Annotated in this window: 18 protein-coding genes; 14 read left to right on the forward strand and 4 right to left on the reverse strand. The window is 47.1% G+C overall.

Annotated features, from left to right (window positions below; translation table 11 throughout):
* Positions 1-270: 270 nt before the first annotated feature.
* Both ACESPQ_RS16515 and ACESPQ_RS16520 read left to right on the forward strand, forming a co-directional pair.
* The gene (locus tag ACESPQ_RS16515) at positions 271-1,599 is read left to right on the forward strand and encodes a 6-phospho-beta-glucosidase (RefSeq protein WP_373144556.1); all 1,329 of its coding nucleotides are present in this window, start codon (positions 271-273) and stop codon (positions 1,597-1,599) included.
* Between the two features lie 2 nt (positions 1,600-1,601).
* Positions 1,602-1,934 (forward strand): hypothetical protein, encoded by a 333-nt coding sequence (locus ACESPQ_RS16520; protein WP_002608474.1) that lies wholly within the window; start codon positions 1,602-1,604, stop codon positions 1,932-1,934.
* A 650-nt stretch (positions 1,935-2,584) separates the two neighbouring features.
* Here the strand turns inward: ACESPQ_RS16520 and ACESPQ_RS16525 are convergent.
* Complete coding sequence (locus tag ACESPQ_RS16525; RefSeq protein WP_002608475.1) at positions 2,585-3,151, reverse strand: hypothetical protein; 567 nt, start codon at positions 3,149-3,151, stop codon at positions 2,585-2,587.
* A 132-nt stretch (positions 3,152-3,283) separates the two neighbouring features.
* Here ACESPQ_RS16525 and ACESPQ_RS16530 point away from each other — a divergent pair, with 132 nt between their 5' ends.
* The 9 genes from ACESPQ_RS16530 to ACESPQ_RS16570 all read left to right on the forward strand — a co-directional run bounded on the left by ACESPQ_RS16530 (position 3,284) and on the right by ACESPQ_RS16570 (position 11,395).
* Positions 3,284-4,282, forward strand: coding sequence for an FHA domain-containing protein (locus tag ACESPQ_RS16530; protein WP_373144557.1), 999 nt, complete (start codon positions 3,284-3,286; stop codon positions 4,280-4,282).
* Positions 4,279-4,803, forward strand: a complete 525-nt coding sequence (locus ACESPQ_RS16535) for a serine/threonine protein kinase (protein ID WP_109770996.1) — start codon at positions 4,279-4,281, stop codon at positions 4,801-4,803. Before ACESPQ_RS16530 ends, ACESPQ_RS16535 begins: the two co-directional genes overlap by 4 nt.
* A 177-nt stretch (positions 4,804-4,980) precedes the next feature.
* A complete protein-coding gene (locus ACESPQ_RS16540) occupies positions 4,981-9,096 on the forward strand; it encodes an FtsK/SpoIIIE domain-containing protein (RefSeq protein ID WP_373144558.1) in 4,116 nt (1,371 codons plus the stop codon).
* The gene (locus tag ACESPQ_RS16545) at positions 9,089-9,343 is read left to right on the forward strand and encodes a hypothetical protein (protein ID WP_118002468.1); all 255 of its coding nucleotides are present in this window, start codon (positions 9,089-9,091) and stop codon (positions 9,341-9,343) included. Before ACESPQ_RS16540 ends, ACESPQ_RS16545 begins: the two co-directional genes overlap by 8 nt.
* Positions 9,344-9,353: 10 nt before the next feature.
* Positions 9,354-9,656, forward strand: coding sequence for a WXG100 family type VII secretion target (locus tag ACESPQ_RS16550; RefSeq protein WP_118002467.1), 303 nt, complete (start codon positions 9,354-9,356; stop codon positions 9,654-9,656).
* Positions 9,657-9,666: 10 nt separating this feature from the next.
* The gene (locus ACESPQ_RS16555; protein ID WP_002608482.1) at positions 9,667-9,960 is read left to right on the forward strand and encodes a pore-forming ESAT-6 family protein; all 294 of its coding nucleotides are present in this window, start codon (positions 9,667-9,669) and stop codon (positions 9,958-9,960) included.
* Positions 9,938-10,156, forward strand: a complete 219-nt coding sequence (locus tag ACESPQ_RS16560; RefSeq protein WP_002608483.1) for a hypothetical protein — start codon at positions 9,938-9,940, stop codon at positions 10,154-10,156. Before ACESPQ_RS16555 ends, ACESPQ_RS16560 begins: the two co-directional genes overlap by 23 nt.
* A gap of 11 nt (positions 10,157-10,167) precedes the next feature.
* Positions 10,168-11,085 (forward strand): hypothetical protein, encoded by a 918-nt coding sequence (locus ACESPQ_RS16565; protein WP_002608484.1) that lies wholly within the window; start codon positions 10,168-10,170, stop codon positions 11,083-11,085.
* A 16-nt stretch (positions 11,086-11,101) separates the two neighbouring features.
* Positions 11,102-11,395, forward strand: a complete 294-nt coding sequence (locus ACESPQ_RS16570; protein ID WP_002608485.1) for a DUF4176 domain-containing protein — start codon at positions 11,102-11,104, stop codon at positions 11,393-11,395.
* Positions 11,396-11,566: 171 nt separating this feature from the next.
* Here the strand turns inward: ACESPQ_RS16570 and ACESPQ_RS16575 are convergent, their stop codons facing one another.
* Positions 11,567-12,127 carry an HD domain-containing protein gene (locus ACESPQ_RS16575; protein ID WP_118002465.1) on the reverse strand — a complete coding sequence of 187 codons (561 nt, stop codon included), beginning with the start codon at positions 12,125-12,127 and terminating at the stop codon, positions 11,567-11,569.
* A 185-nt stretch (positions 12,128-12,312) separates the two neighbouring features.
* On the opposite strand from ACESPQ_RS16575, the gene ACESPQ_RS16580 reads away from it, so the two are divergent.
* Positions 12,313-13,314, forward strand: a complete 1,002-nt coding sequence (locus tag ACESPQ_RS16580; protein WP_118002464.1) for a nucleoid-associated protein — start codon at positions 12,313-12,315, stop codon at positions 13,312-13,314.
* Positions 13,315-13,414: 100 nt separating this feature from the next.
* Here the strand turns inward: ACESPQ_RS16580 and ACESPQ_RS16585 are convergent, their stop codons facing one another.
* Both ACESPQ_RS16585 and ACESPQ_RS16590 read right to left on the reverse strand, forming a co-directional pair.
* Positions 13,415-13,645: a NifU family protein gene (locus ACESPQ_RS16585; RefSeq protein WP_002608488.1), complete on the reverse strand. Its 231-nt coding sequence runs from the start codon at positions 13,643-13,645 to the stop codon at positions 13,415-13,417.
* 16 nt (positions 13,646-13,661) lie between these two features.
* Complete coding sequence (locus tag ACESPQ_RS16590) at positions 13,662-14,117, reverse strand: divergent PAP2 family protein (protein WP_002608489.1); 456 nt, start codon at positions 14,115-14,117, stop codon at positions 13,662-13,664.
* A 246-nt stretch (positions 14,118-14,363) separates the two neighbouring features.
* On the opposite strand from ACESPQ_RS16590, the gene ACESPQ_RS16595 reads away from it, so the two are divergent.
* Together ACESPQ_RS16595 and ACESPQ_RS16600 are read left to right on the forward strand one after the other, a co-directional pair.
* Positions 14,364-14,717: a CvfD/Ygs/GSP13 family RNA-binding post-transcriptional regulator gene (locus tag ACESPQ_RS16595; RefSeq protein ID WP_008818901.1), complete on the forward strand. Its 354-nt coding sequence runs from the start codon at positions 14,364-14,366 to the stop codon at positions 14,715-14,717.
* Between the two features lie 15 nt (positions 14,718-14,732).
* Positions 14,733-16,007: a glucose-6-phosphate isomerase gene (locus ACESPQ_RS16600; protein ID WP_008818900.1), complete on the forward strand. Its 1,275-nt coding sequence runs from the start codon at positions 14,733-14,735 to the stop codon at positions 16,005-16,007.
* Positions 16,008-16,111: the final 104 nt, after the last annotated feature.

Here is a 16,111-nt window from a genome sequence, read left to right on the forward strand (position 1 = left end):
GAAAAGAACAGCTGCTTTTACAGCCGGTTCATTCTTACTTCAGGATGTATGTTCAACTTCTATTGATCAATACAATCGTGTTGCGTCTGTATGCTTTAAAGCTACCTGCAATTGAACAGGAACCTTACAAACGGATACGTTTCTGTATAGAAATAACACTTTCGCAAAAAAAGCGATATAGAAATGAAAACGGTATCTTTTTTCATTTACGGATGGGGATTCTCATGTTATAATGCTTTTGCAGTGGTATATACCACTAAGGAGGACGAGATGAAGAAAGATCTTGTGAAAATCGTGACGATAGGAGGCGGCTCCTCTTATACGCCCGAGCTTGTCGAAGGATTTATTCGACGTTACGACGAATTGCCGGTCGGTGAATTATGGCTGGTTGATATCGAAGAAGGACGAGAAAAGCTGGAAATCATCGGTGCTCTCGCTCAGCGCATGGTGAAAAAGGCAGGATTGCCGATGAAGGTGATTCTTTCCTATGATCGAAGAGAAGCATTAAAGGATGCGGATTTTGTGACTACACAAATGCGTATCGGTCGTTTACCGGCACGTGTTCTGGATGAACGGATTCCCTTATCCCACGGGATGATTGGACAGGAAACCAACGGGGCCGGGGGAATGTTTAAAGCATTCCGTACGATTCCGGTCATACTGGATATTGTAAAGGATATGCAGGAGCTTTGTCCGAATGCATGGATGATTAACTTTACAAATCCGGCAGGTATGGTTACGGAAGCTGTTCTGCGTTATACGGATTTCAAAAAAGTGATCGGATTGTGCAATGTCCCTGTCAATATGGTTGCCGGTATCGCCAATATCCTCGGGGTAGAGGAACATCGTGTGACCATGCAGCTGCAGGGAGTGAATCACCATATCTTTGCGACAGATGTGTTTCTTGACGGCATGAGTGTGATGGATGAGGTTGTAGAGCGCTATGCGAATGTAAAGCCGGAGGATGTTCTGGCAATGAAAAACTTCATATCCCTGCCATATTCCCCTGCCTTTATCCGCGGGTTGCATGCAATACCATGCCCATATCATAATTACTATTTTTTCACAAAGGAACAGCTGGAGGAAGAACAGGAACAATTCGCAAAGGGCAATGTGCGCGGTGAGGTCGTTTCCCGTGTGGAAGAGGAGCTGTTTGAACTGTATAAGGATGAGCAGCTGGATGTCAAACCAAAGCAGCTGGAGATGCGCGGGGGTGCAAAATACAGCGATGCGGCATGCAATCTGATTGCGTCCATCTATACGGATAAGCGTGATATCCAATATGTGGATGTACAGAATAACGGCTGTATCAGTGATCTGCCGGATGATAGCGCTGTTGAGGTTGCGTGCATGATTACTGCGGATGGGCCTAAGCCGCTGGCTACCGGGGAAATGAAGCCGACGATTTCCGGAACGATTCATATGATCAAGGCATTTGAGCGTATGGTTGTTGAGGCTGCGGTTACAGGAAACCGCGATTTGGCAGTAACGGCATTGAATATGAACCCATTGTGTCCAAGTGATCATCTGGCAAATATCGTAGTAGACGAGCTGATTGAGGCGCATAAGGAATATCTGCCTCAGTTTCGTGGGAAGTAGCCATGAGACTGCAGGGGAAGGATATTTATGTTCGCAATCAGACCGCGAGCAGAATTACGGATCTATGCTTTCTGTATCCGGGGGGAACCGCACCGCATACCGTAAAGAAGATTCCACCGCATCAGCACCAGCTGGAATTTATTTATGATTTCAGCATAGCAGGCGCAAAGGATCTGGCATTTTATTTTCTTGATGATGAGGATACGAAGTTCATTTTTCATAAGGAGCTTGATGCTGAACATCAGAATCAGCCGTTGTATGTTTACATAACCATACAGGATGGCAGACGCTGTGTGCGAAGGGATCCTCATGGTAAGGAATTGTATCAGGAATAAGGTGAGTACCTGAAAGCTAAACGAAAAGAACACGTATCTGTTTCGGAGTTCTTTCTCGACTGTGGGTAAACATAAAACAGGGAGAATGCAACACGATTGTATTTATCAATAGAAGTTGAATTCTCTCTGTTTGCAGACACCCTAAAGTAAGAAAGAACCTGATTTCGGTAGACGTGTTCTTTTTAGTGGATGAAAAGCATATCGGTTACATGGAATGGCACAGAAACGGTGGATATCATATATGCTGCCGGAAGAGGCACTGCAGAGCCTGTGCAGGAAGGTAGCAGGCAGAGCAACTAGCCTGTAAGCCTTTGTTTATCATGTTAGTTAAGATTTAAAACTCCGGCCTTTGAAAAGGCAAGGTATGACCTTTTCTACATATGGAAACTACGAAATGTTTAGATTCCCTAGCCTCCAGAGGTGTCATAAATAGATTATGATACAGGGGGGAGAAAAGAGTGATATGCAATAAAACAAAAGATATCCTCTTTATAATGCAGTATGAATCTGCCTTGTGACAATACTTTTGTATGTCTGCATTTTCCATAAGGAATGCAGTTCATGGGCTGTTTCCAATGTTCAAAAGGCTTACAGCCTGCTTTAGCCAGATGCTGTGACCTGCGAATTTTGGCTATCGAAATATTCATAGCTTATTTACTGAATCTGTTCCTGCGGCTGAAAGAGCTGTTGACAGTATACAAATAAAGCGACATAGTCATTGGAAAGCATATTTCAAGCAGTGTCGATACACCGCCATTTAACAGATAAAGCAAAAGCTCGAATACGACGAGCATGGCATAAGGTCCTGCCACCTTTTGAAAAGCAGCTATATCCCTGGTGAGCAGCTCACACAGTATATGAAAAATCAAAAGCACATACAGGATGGTGGATCCCATCGCAAGGCGAGTATGCCATTTTGACAGTGTTGCATGTACATAGGGGGCATAGGGAAGCAGTACGGAAAATACCATACCGAGACAGCTGAGTAAAAGTACAAGCCAACCCAGCCTGTTGCGGTATTCAAGGGAAGCCATCCATTTTCTCGTATACACATAAAAGTATAAGGCAGCGCTGGCCGCCCATAGCATCAGATACCAGCGCATATGCAGTGCATTTCCCAGATGGGAAAGATTTTGTGAAAGTGGTTTGACAAACCACAGGGTATTGAGATTGATGATCCAGATCCCCGCAATGCATAATGTTTGATTTAGGCGCATGAGCATTCTCCTTTACAGCAATCTATTATACCATTTGAAAAATGTGAAAAAATGTGAAATCATGAAATTTTTAGGAGTTTCATGTTTTTTTTACGTATTTACTAGTGTAAAAAGCAAGTCGAGGTGATAAAAATGGATGCTATGTTAAAGCATATGGAGGTTCGTGATGATGGTTTTCTGGAGGTGGTGTTAAAGCGGACAAAGGATTTTGATGAGTATATCTTTCAACAGATTCATAAGGATGAGCGCTGTCTGCTCTGTGTGCGTGATCCCCGCAGCAAAACCAGGCTGTATTATGATACGAAAGGGTATCTGACATTGAAGGAGTATTTACAGGCGCATCTGTTTGCGGAAAGAGAGCTGTTGCCGTTTCTGCTGTATGTACTCGAGGATATGGTGCAGGTAAATGCCGGAAAGCCGGTATCCATGCGGCTGGAGCATGTATTTCTCAGCTATGATGGAGGTCTTTTGCGCTTTCTTGTATTTCCGCTGGTTGTGGACAACTGGCTGTTTCAAAAGGAGGAGCTGAAGCAGTTTTTAAAGGATTTACTGGATTGTGTCCGTGTAACACAGGATTTTGCGGCACTGGGATTTCTAGGTTATTACCTGCGCAGCGAAGATCTGACGCTGCCTCAGGTTTTACAGGGGCTGCATGATTTGCAAGCTGCACAGGCTAAGCCTTTGGGATTATTGGAAAAGCTGTTTCATATCACAAGGGAAGAACCGTTTCAGGTACGCGATCTGCCCGCTCCCAAGACGATGGCTGTACCTTCCTTTGCAATCGCAGAGGAGAGTGGCGGCTATGCGGTACAAAAGGAATTGGAGAGTCCGACACAGGAGCTGCTTGCACAGGATTGCAGCTGTCTGGTGGATCTGAAGTCATGGAACAGCATACGTGTGGATAAGGCGCAGTTTACAATCGGGCGGGCAAAGGACAATGATCTGGTGCTGAGTGGGAAAACGATATCCCAGCATCACGCCTGCATCGAGGAGGGTGTGCTGAAGGACTGCGGCAGTGCCAATGGCACATATATCAACGGTGAAAGAATAACATCCCGTGAACTGAAGGATCAGGATGTCATACGGTTTGCGAATCTGCAGTTTCGCTGGCAGAAGGAGGAAATTGTATGAATCTGCGCTACCAGATCTGTGCCTGCCTGTATCAGGGAACGGCCTGTGAGGTGTTTCTGGTACGGGATATCGTCACATCACAGCTGTATGCATTGAAACGCATTGTACGGCATCATGCAAAATTTTCAGATGCTTATCTGCGGGCGGTATATCAAAGAGAGGCATGTATGCTGGGATGGCTGCAGCATGAGCGTATCCCGCACCTGATATCAGCATTTGAGGAGGAACAGTACCGCTGTATTCTGATGGAATATATTCCCGGTGTTTCCTTATCGCGTATACAGGGCTGCAGCAGCGAGCAAAAGCGTCTGCAGTGGTGCCTGCAGCTGGGAGAGCTTCTCCGGTATCTCCATGAGCAGCAGATTGTACATCTGGATATCAAGCCGTCCAATCTGCAGTACTGGAAGGGAAATGTCTATCTACTGGATTTTGCGACCAGCCGTTTTCTGCAGGAACAGGATGTCGCAGCCGCGGTGTCTCCCCGGCTATTCTCCCAAAGAGGCTGGTACGCTGAACTGTGATGAGCGAAGTGATATTTACAGCTTTGGAAGAACCTGCTATGTCCTGCGTCATGGACAGTTTCCTGAAGATGGTACATGCAGGGATGCATTGGATGCGTTGCTTCTGCACTGCTGTCAGGAAGAAAAGAATCAGCGCTTTAGCAGCATGCAGGCTGTTATGAAAGAGCTCGTAAGGCTATGCGAAGGATAAAGCTCTGTGTGTTGCAGGACAAGGGTATACAAACGATTCTGCTGATAAACCAGCGAAAGACGGTGCCTGTTTATCAGTATCGGGATGTTGCGGTGCAGGCAGTATGGAGAATAGGCGGATGGAGCTTTCATGTTACGCAGTCTGCTTCTCCTCTGTATCAGCTGCATAAGAAGGAAATAGAACCGGGCTTTCATTGCGTGATTGCACTAGAGGGGCAGCGGATACGCTTTTATGCAGAAGAACTGTGTGCAAACGCTCTGCGCTTTCATGGCTATGCCCTGGCGGGCATTGTGCATATCGGGCGCTCCTCCACACAGGAGCTGTGTCTGAAAAGTGCTGGAATATCTCTATGTCATGCGCTTTTACAAGCGAAGGATACGGAGTGGGAGCTGGTGGATCAGGCGAGCACCAATGGCTGCTATGTCAACGGGGAGCGCATTACAAGGCATACAGTAGTGCCGGGCGATGTCATTTATCTCGGGAATGTGATGCTGCTGATGGGAAAGGACAGTATCTTCGTTCCAGAGCAAATAGCGGATACAAGGCTTTCTGAAATTCCCTATTGCAAAGCTGTCATAGAGGAAAAGGAAGCATGTACTGCCATATGCCTGACACCGGAGCCTGTGCAGAAATTAACGATGGAAATCGAGCTGCCTCTGGCCAAAGGCACACAGGAAAATCTTCCTGCAATCTTTGTACTGGGACCCTCCATTACCATGGGGCTTTCCTCCACCGCAATGGGGATGTTTTCCTTCTGGCTGGCAGCAGAGCGAAAGCAGGATTTGCTTTCTGTGGTGCCGACACTGCTCATATCCCTCAGCATGGCGCTGGGAACAATCCTTTGGCCGCTGCTTTCCAAGCGTTATGAGCGAAAGCAGCAGCGCAGAAAGGAAGAAAAACGATGCTATGTGTACTCCTGCTATCTGCTGGAGGTCAAACAGCGTATTCAACAGGCTATGCAGGAGGAGACCGCATATCTACAGCACTGGTATCCGCCGGTTTCCAAGCTCTGTGTCGATTTTCTTGCACAAAAGCCGTATCGTCTTCGCTGTGTGAATCATGCGGACTGGCTGCATGTGGTGCTGGGACAGGGCAGTTGTCCTGCGGGCATTGATCTGCAGATTCCTCATGTATCCTCCATGACGCAGGATGTGCTACTGGATAAGCTGCACGGATTGCAGGCTGGGCAGTTCAGATTGGAAAATGTCCCCATCGTGGCAGATCTTCGCGAGTGCCAGTCCCTGTGTCTGGAGGGCGAACGCTCCGTATGCATCGACACGCTGCTGAATATCCTGCTGCAGCTGGTCATACAGCAGCCGGAAAAGGAAACCCGTATCTGTATCGCTGCGGATAAAGCGTTGATTTCAAGGGAAAAGCTGTTCTGTCTGCCACACCTGTTTGTGGACAGACAGCGACTGCTTGTATGGGATGAGACAAGTGCAGCCCGATGCAGGCGTCTTTTGGAAGCGGTGGTGGACGATGAAGGTATCAAGGATGTCATCGTTTGTATTCTGGAGCCGTGTCTTACCGATTCTCTGCAGCTGCCTGCGCATGAGAAAATTCACCAGCTGCGCTGGAGCGATACGCTGAACAACGCTGCTGATCTTCAGCTGCAGATAAACGGTACCAGCGTACGATGGCCGCAGCGTCATGCGGACTTCACGATTGATACATGCACAGCAAGGCAAAGACGTGCTGCTTTTGTTCAACGCTCAGCATATCCAAAGGATATTGAACTGGGTAAGAAAATGCTGAGCTTTCTAAAGCTGTTTCACTGTCACAGTGTTGAGGAGCTTCAGATAGCCTCCCGCTATCAGGTGAGTGATGCTGCGAAAAGTCTGCGCGTGATCATTGGACAAAGTGCAGACGGCGGTGAGCTGTATCTGGATGCGCATGAGCACAGCCACGGACCGCATGGATTGCTTGCGGGAATGACCGGCTCGGGCAAAAGTGAATGTCTTTTAACCTATCTGCTGTCACTGGCTGTTACGTTTTCCTGTCAGGATGTCAGCTTTCTGCTGATTGATTTCAAGGGGGGGACAATGGCCAATGCTCTGGCAAAGCTGCCGCATACCGCGGGTATTATTACGAATCTGGATAAGGGCATTCTGATGCGCTGTATGTGTGCAATAGAAGGAGAGCTTACCCGCAGACAGCAGCAGCTGGCGGATACAGGGGAGCGGTATGGAATCAGCAGTATGGATATTGATAAATACATGCAGCTCAGAAAGCAGCATCCTTCCCTTACGGCGATGCCCCACCTGTTTCTGGTAGCAGATGAGTTTGCCGAGCTGAAGCAGCTCTTTCCGGCGGTTCTTGATCATCTGCGTCAGTGTGCCAGAATCGGAAGAAGCCTGGGAATCCATCTGCTGCTGGCAACACAAAAGCCCTTCGGTGTTGTGGATGAACAGATTTGGAGCAATGCGCGCTTTCGTCTCTGTTTAAAGGTTGCCGATCGCAATGACAGTATGGATATGCTGAAAAAGGACTCCGCTGTCCATCTGCAGCATCCCGGTCAGCTGTTTTTACAGGTAGGACATGATGAGGTCTTTGTGCAGGGGCAAAGCGCCTGGACACAGGCACCCTATGATCCCTGCGGAAAGGAGGCATCGGATCTGTATCTTTCCTATTATGACAGTGACGGGAATATGCAGGATTTACCGATGGCAGGCGGTACGGTGGCAAAAACCGAGCTGGAGGCGGTTTGTGATGCACTGTGTGCTATCAGCACAGAGCGTGCCGCTCCTTTGTGGATGCCGCCATTAAAGCCGAATCTGCAACAGGAGGAGCTTCCGGCTAGGGAAACTGCATTGACCCTTGGTTTGCTGGATGATCTTGCCCATCAGCAGCAGATTCCCTTTTCCATATCCGTGTGGGAGGGACGCAACCTCGCTGTGTGCGGCATGGTGGGGAGCGGGAAAAGCATGTTTGTGGAAACGCTGATTCAAAGCTGTCTTGTGAAATCTGAGAACATACTCTATCTGTTTGATTTCGATAAGCCGCTGTTTATGAAATATGCGCAGTACCAGCAGGTTGCCGCTGTATTTCAAAGAGAGGATGCAGAGGGAATTCAAAGCTTTTTCAGCTTTATGAGGCGCATGATAAAACAGCGCAGAGCACAGAGAAGCGAACAGGGAATCCTTTGTATTCTTCATAATTATGAAGTGTTTCATGAACTGTATCAGGAGCTGGAGGAGGAACTGCTTTATCTGCTGCGCGAAGGAAAAAAATACGGCATTGTATGCTGTATCACAACGGCTGTTCTGCAGCAGATTCCCATGCGTATACAGGTCTGTCTGGAAGACTGGTATGCCCTGCAGTGTGCACAGCATGAGGATTACAGCTATCTCTTCTCCTGTGAACAAAGCTGTATTCCGCTGACACAGCCGGGCTGTGGTCTTATGAAATATAACGATACTCTCTGTATGTTTCAGATTGCCGTCTATCGCAAGGAGGCATGGATGAAGGCATCCCGTTCGCAAACACCGCCGGCTTATGCTGTTCCACGTATGCCGGCACATGTTTCCCATCCTCTTGCAATGCAATGTGACAGCAGCTTTTTGGGCAGGGAAATCAAAACGCAGGAGGAAATTTATACAGCCTATCCCACAGGGCGCTGTCTGTTTCTTCTGGCTGCCTACCGTCTGAATGACAGCTTCATTTCCCTCTATCTGAAGCAGCTGGAAACAGGAGGCAGTGTCCATATATTCAGCCCGCATCTGCTTGCGAAACGAAAGCCGTCCTCCTTGGATACGCTTGATCGACTGCTGAAGCAGCCGCAAAAGCAATATATCGTCTGGTATCAGCTGGATGAGCTGGCTCTGGATACAGCCTTCATGAAGAAACTGCTGGAGGCAGAGCAGCTGCATCATATTTTTATTGAAACCATGCCCCATCTAAGTGCGTATTCCCTATGGGACTGGTATGCACCGGTATGGCTTGATGCCGCTGTTCTCTGGATGGGAAAAGGATTTCAGGAGCATTCCTATACGTTGAAAAGGAATGTACAGACAGAAAAAATGCTGAAAAGCAAGGAAGCGATTTACTGGGAGGAGGATACATGCAGAATACTGCAGCTATGGGAGGTCGAAGAAAATGGATGAAAGAATACTGGTGGAGGTGTATGTACCAGCGGTGCAGCAGGGTATGGAGGTGCTGCTTCCCGCACAGGCAAAACTGGGTATTGTACACCGTTTTGTAACACGGTTACTGGAGACTGCCTGGAATTTGGAAAAGGGCAGTCTTAAGGATGCTATATGGTATCTGGAGCAGCAGGACAGCATGCCGGATTTCGCATTGTGTGTTAAGGATGCCGGCATTCGCAACGCAGAACGCATCATCATCTTATAGGAGGAATGAAATGAGTATAAAAATACAAGTGGATCCTGCCAGACTGGACAGTGCGGTAGGACAGATTGAGCAGCAGACCCTGTCCTACGAAAAGAATTACCGCCGTTTATTTCAGGAAGTGGCGGCGATGGGCAGCGGCTGGCAGGGAAAGGATAATCAGGCCTTTGTATCACAGATTCAGGGGTTTGAAAAAGACTTTCAGCAGATGGCGGCACTCATGCGCGAGTATGCGGCTTTTCTCAAGCTGAGTGCCAAGACCTATCGACAGACACAGGATGAACGAGCACAGATGGCTCGCCGTCTGGTCAATTAGGAGGTGTATCATGGATCAGCTACAAATTACACTGGCACAGGTAACTCAGACAGCTGCCAGTATCCGTTCACAGAATCAACAGCTGAATTCCTGTCTGCAGGAAATCGGTACTTCAATGAATCAGCTTGCTGCCTATTGGCAGTCTCCGGCTTCAGAAAAAATAAGATCCCGCTTTCACGGAATGCTGCCGGTTTTTGACAATTATCGGTCAATTGTCGAATCCTATGCAAAATTCCTTGATCAGACGGTATCTACCTATCAAAGCATGGAGGCACAGCTGAATGCCAGTGCCGAAGGCTTCTAGGATTCTTATCCAGACCATGGCAAACGGCTACTTGCAGCAGCTGTATGCATTGCAGACACAGCTGCGCCAGCAAACCGTCATGCTGCCAAGTGCAGCACAGGGCGCAGAGCTTCCCCTGCTGCAGCGACAGTATCGCAATATCCTGCATAATGTGCAGGAACAGATTCGGATATGTGAGGGTCTGCGTATGCTGTAGGCAATAGCCGAATGATAAAGATACATACCGGAAAACTGCTGCAGCTTCAGCAAAGCACACAGCAAACCTGGAAACAAAGCAGCCGCCTGAGTGCCTCTGTTTACCAGCTCCAGAATATTCTGGGACAAAAAACGCAGCTAAACCGTTTATCTGTCCTGCAGCGACAGCTGTCTGCTCAGCTGTATCAGCTGCAAGCCTTTTTCCATGAATCACAAATGCAATATGAATCGATGGAGCAGCGTCTTCTGAAGCAGGCTGGACAGCTGCGAACAGCAGCATCCCTATCCAGTGACAGCGATTGGTCGGATGCCTGGTATACACAAAAGGACAGCTGGAAAACCACCCATCGCACACATACGACCTTCGGCAATGGCAGATCCCTTGTCGATTATGCGAAAAACGGTATCTGTGCCGGAATTTTCGGCGGCTTTGATGCCTTTCGCTATGCAGTGGGAAAAAACAGCAAATATACATCGGCAAATGCCCAGTTTACACTTGGCAGTGCCCACATGTCTGTGGATGGGAAGGGGCTGCTGTATGATGACGGCACCTGGAATCCGCAGCTGCAATTGGAGGCGGAAGCAGAAGCTGCGCTCGCACAGCTGAAAGCCGGTTTTGATATCGGAACCTCGTATGTGCATGCCGGGATTGAGGCTTCTGTAGGAGTCGGTGTTGCCAAAGGAGCCGCAAAGGCAGTGATTAAGAAGGATGAGGTTACGCTGAAGGGCGAAATCGGAGTGGCGGCCGTACAGGGGGAGGTAAAGGGCAAATTCTCTTTGTTTGGCGCAGACATAACGCTGAGTGGTACCGGTGAGCTTGGTGCTGCCGGCGTTGGTGCAGAGTTTTCCAGTAAAACAGGGGAAGTGGAGTTTGGCGGAAAGGCTTCACTGCTTGCAGGTCTGGGATTTAAAGTTAAAATCAATTACTGATGGGAAGGTATAAGGAATGAAAAAGGAAGCATTACGAAATATTCTGCCTCTTGGCAGTGTAATCACCCTGAAGAAAGGGCGAAAAAAACTAATGATTATCGGTAGAATTCAGGAGGAGCGTTCCAGCGGTATCCTGTATGATTATGCTGCGGTGCTGTATCCGGAAGGCATACTGGATGCCTCCGAGCTATATATGTTTCAGGGAGAGGACATTGACCGCATCTATCATGTCGGGCTGCAAGAGGAAGAGGAATTCGCCTTTCGCAGCTATATGGAACAAAAGCTTAAGGAATTGAAGCTGCTGGAATAAGCTGTTGGATGCCCTGTAGAATCAAAACACGTCCGCATCTCTCAAAGAGAAAGGACGTGTTTTATATAGGATAGGCGACTGACGGAAATTCAAGCAGCATGCTCATTCGATAAAAGAAAAAAGCTGTGCCCGGAAATGAATACCAGACACAGCATTTTCTGTATATAAGTGCTATCGAATGCTGAAGGAAAGCAGTGCAGCCAGTGATATAGCAAGTCTGGAATATCGCACTCTTCTTCCGCCCTGCAAAAGAATTTCGCTGATGGCGCAGTATTTATCAACAGCCTGCAGAACCCAGCCCTCCTTTGTTTTGGGGCAGTGCAGAGTCATCGGCCACATATGGTGTACGATGGCATCTTCGATAATCGTGTTAACCGAGGTTGCCTTACGTGCATTTTCCAAAGCAATCTGTGGATGTACGGCACAGTGTCTTCCTTCAATGGGACGCTCCTCCTTATCCAGATTTCTCCAGTCATAGTGATACAGATCATGAAGAAGGCCGGCTCTTGCGGCGCTGCAGGAATCCAGATGGAATCGCCGCGCTATCAGAAATGTATAATAAGAGACATTCAGCGAGTGCTGAAATCTTGATGTATTCATATGCTGTGTAAATGCTTTGAGGTCCTGTACATCATGCAGATGCAGCAGATCCCGGATACAGCTCAGATACTCCTGAGCCAGATCATTGTCGGCGTTATTCAAATCAATTCTGGAAAAAATCGCTTTTTGCATTCCATGACCACCTTTTTTACATTGATATTACTATAGCACTACTCTGTGAATAAATCATGTGAACATTTTGTGATTTTTAAATTCAGAGACAATTCATACTATGCAAAGACTGCAAAATGGGGTATCATAAACAGGCAAAGACATGGATTGAACAGGAATGTCTATCAAAAGGAAAGAGGGAGCTTATGCCGGATTTTGAAAAGGTGATTGTCCACGTTTTGGACTGTGAACAGAATACATGTATTATGAGTACCGCCTGTATGCAGGAGCTGCAGCCGGAGGTTGAAAAAATGATGCAGACCAAGGCATCCAAGGTTTTTTCAAGCTCCTCCAAAAAAAGCGGAAAATTCAAGGAAAGCTCGCAGGTTAAGCAGTGGCTGGACAGCTATAAGCTGCAGGAACAAAGCTTTGAACAGCTCAGTGAGCTGCTTGCACGCCATATATTCGATGCGAAGCTGCGATGTGCCTTATACTATCCAAGCGATCTGCTGATTGCACAGGTGATGGAAGAGGGAAGGCGCTATCTGCTGGTCATCGACAATGCGTACAGTGAGGGAATTACACATACGCTTGTACAGGAGGAAGCCGGTATGCGGAATGAAATCATCCCCTATCGCACGCTGTTATCCTCCTCTCTGGTCAAGGCGGATAAGGCATTTCTCGTAGAGCTGAGTGATTATGCGCTGCATTGTGTGGAAAGCAAGGTTGAAATCGAAGCGGAGAAGGTGAATTTCTTTGCGGATATCATACTGGAAAGCACAACCTCACCATCGTATAAGGAAGCAGTATCCTCACTGGCGAAAATCACAGAGGAAATCAGCGATAAATACGATTTGGATCAGATGGAGGTCGTTCCGAAAATGAAAAGCATCATCAAGGAGAATATTGAGCAGCAGACACCGATTGAAATTGAGGAGGTAGCAGAGCTGCTGTTTGCAGAGAAGCCGCTTGCCCGTGATGATTTTCGCGAAGAACTGCGCAAGCAGGGCGTTGAAAAGCCGATTGAGGTGGAATATGTGAAGCCGGCACGCTCGGACAAGGTACAGAAGATAAAAACAGACAAGGGAATCGAAATCATTATTCCGGTGGATTATATGAATTCCCGTGATTTTGTGGAATTTAAAAATCAGCCGGATGGAACGATTTCCATACAGCTGAAAAACATCACCCGTATCACAAGTAAATAGTTGCATCGGATAATAAAGATAGTATGTTTAAGGATATGAAAAAACACATGACAGCAAGATTTAGAAATATAAACTGCAGCATGTGTTTTTTGTCTTATAACTACTCGATCAGCGCAACACCACTGACACCTTCCACCTCATCCAGAAGAATCGCCTCAATACCTCCCTGAATGGTATCGTCGATGGACATGCAGCCGACGCATGCTCCCAGAAGACGCACACCGACAATGCCGTCCTCAAAGGATACGAATTCAACATCGCCGCCGTCTCTTTGTATGTATGGACGTATTTTTTCAATGGTTTGCTTGATTTCATCTATCTTAGTCTGCATCCTATTCCTTCTTTCTCTAATGGATAAGCTGATACATGGACAGGGATACCAGTATGCCCAGCAGGATACCTCCAAGTATTTCAATGAATTTATGGCCGAGAACGCTTTTGATCTTCTCGTGATAGATCGGATCGTTGAATTTCAAACCCTTCAATGTTTCCAAATCGCTGATCAGCTGCTTTGTCAGCTGGATATTTCTGCCTGCGTAGTAGCGGACATTGGCTGCATCGTAAATAACGATGAAGCTGAATACACAGGTAATCGCGAAGAGGGCGGAATCAAAGCCTTCATTCATTCCAATCGCAATCGTCAGGGCTGTTACCGTAGAGCTGTGTGAGCTTGGAAAGCCTCCGCAGGCGATGCACTGATGCACATCCAGTTCCTTGGTACGGAAATAAAGCACGATTGGCTTCAGAACCTGGGCGATGACATTTGCCAGAAGGGCAGCCACCAGGGGGTAAATCGAACTCATGTCTGTATCACCTCATATAGTCCAGAGTGCTGTATGTATAACGTTTCGCTGCTGTTTATGCAGATATATGGAACTAGAAACACGGTGGAATCATCCCCATCGGTATTGCATGGGAATCTGTGTATTCCGCATCCATTATCAGCAGTTACCGGCGAATCATCAGCCTTTTACGCTCTCTGCCATATTATTATAACACAAAATCAGAAAAGATATGATATAATAAGCATGATGAAATGAGGTGAGTGGATGCATTATATGGTTGGAGAGGTCGTGGAAGGTGTCGTTACCGGAATCAAGCCCTACGGCGCATTTGTTTATCTGGACAGCAAGCACAACGGATTGATTCATATTTCTGAAATCAGTGAGCGCTTCGTGCGGGATGTGCATACGTATGTCAAGGTCAATGAACGTGTAAAGGTGAAAATTCTGGATGTCGATGAAGACGGCATGCATTTCAAGCTGTCCTTGAAAGCTGTAGAAGCAAATAAAGCTCGTTCCATGCGAAAACGCAGATTCGTCCACGAATTGCCGCAGATGAATATCGGGTTTACTTCACTGGCGGAGCATCTGGATCAGTGGATCGAAGAGGCAACAAAGTAAAAGGAGAAAACGCATATGATGAAATTAGACACAAAGCATGCATTTTTGAAGGAAGACATTGCAGGTTATCAGGACATCGTTACCAAATGCCATGAGGATCTCCACAACAAGACCGGCAAGGGAAACGACTATGTCGGCTGGGTGGAATGGCCAAACAATTATGACAAGGAAGAGTATGCAAGATTAAAGAGCGTTGCGGCTGACATCCGCGAAAAATGCGATGTACTGATGGTTTGTGGTATCGGTGGTTCTTATCTGGGAGCCAGAGCTGCCGTTGAAATGATCAATGGAATGTACAGTGATAAAAAACCTGAAATCATTTTCTTCGGTAATACATTCTCATCCACGTATATTGCGCAGGTTATGGAGTATATCAAGGATAAGGAAGTCGCAGTCAATGTAATTTCCAAATCCGGTACAACGACGGAAACCGCGCTGGCATTCCGTCTGCTGAAGCAGTTTATGGAAGAAAAATACGGAAAAGAGGAAGCCGCAAAGAGAATTGTTGCGACAACGGATAAGGCAAGAGGCACGCTGAAAACGATTGCGGACAAGGAAGGCTATGAAACCTTTGTAATTCCGGATGATATCGGTGGACGTTTCTCCGTCATCACACCGGTTGGACTGTTTCCAATCGCTGTGGCAGGTATTGATACCGATGCTATCATGACCGGTTTGAAAAAGGCTTATGAAGATTTAAAGGATCCGGATTTAAGCAAAAACGATGCCTATGCCTATGCAGTAAGCCGCCGTATTCTGGAAAATCAGGGAAAAGATGTGGAAATGCTGGTAAGCTATGAAACACAGATGACGATGGTTGCGGAATGGTGGAAGCAGCTGTTCGGAGAAAGTGAAGGAAAGGAATGCAAGGGAAATCTGCCGACAAGCGCAAACTTCTCTACCGATCTGCATTCTCTGGGACAGTTTGTACAGGACGGAAAGAAGGTTCTGTATGAAACACTGCTGCTGATTGACAAGCCAACGCTGGATCTGAACTTCCCGGAAGATGCGGATAATCTGGATGGCATGAATTATCTGGCAGGAAAATCCGTTGACTGGGTAAACAAAATGGCGTGTCAGGGAACTTTGGAAGCACACGAGGAAACAGGCGGTGTTCCAAATCTGATTCTGACACTGGACGATATGAGTGCGGAAAGCTTTGGCTATATGTGCTATTTCTTCTTCAAGGCATGTGCCATTACCTGCTATATGCTGGACATCAACCCATTCAATCAGCCGGGGGTAGAGGTCTATAAGAAGAATATGTTCCGCTTACTTGGCAAAAAATAAGGCGAGAGCAGATAAGATAATTGAGCTTGTTGTTTTATAGGATAAATGCAGTCGCATGTAAATGATGGACAGGGCAAGCTTTATTTTGTATCATTTGTGTATAA

It is taken from the genome of Clostridium sp. HGF2 (assembly GCF_964240115.1).
Classification (GTDB): Bacteria; Bacillota_I; Bacilli_A; order Erysipelotrichales; family Erysipelotrichaceae; genus Clostridium_AQ; species Clostridium_AQ innocuum.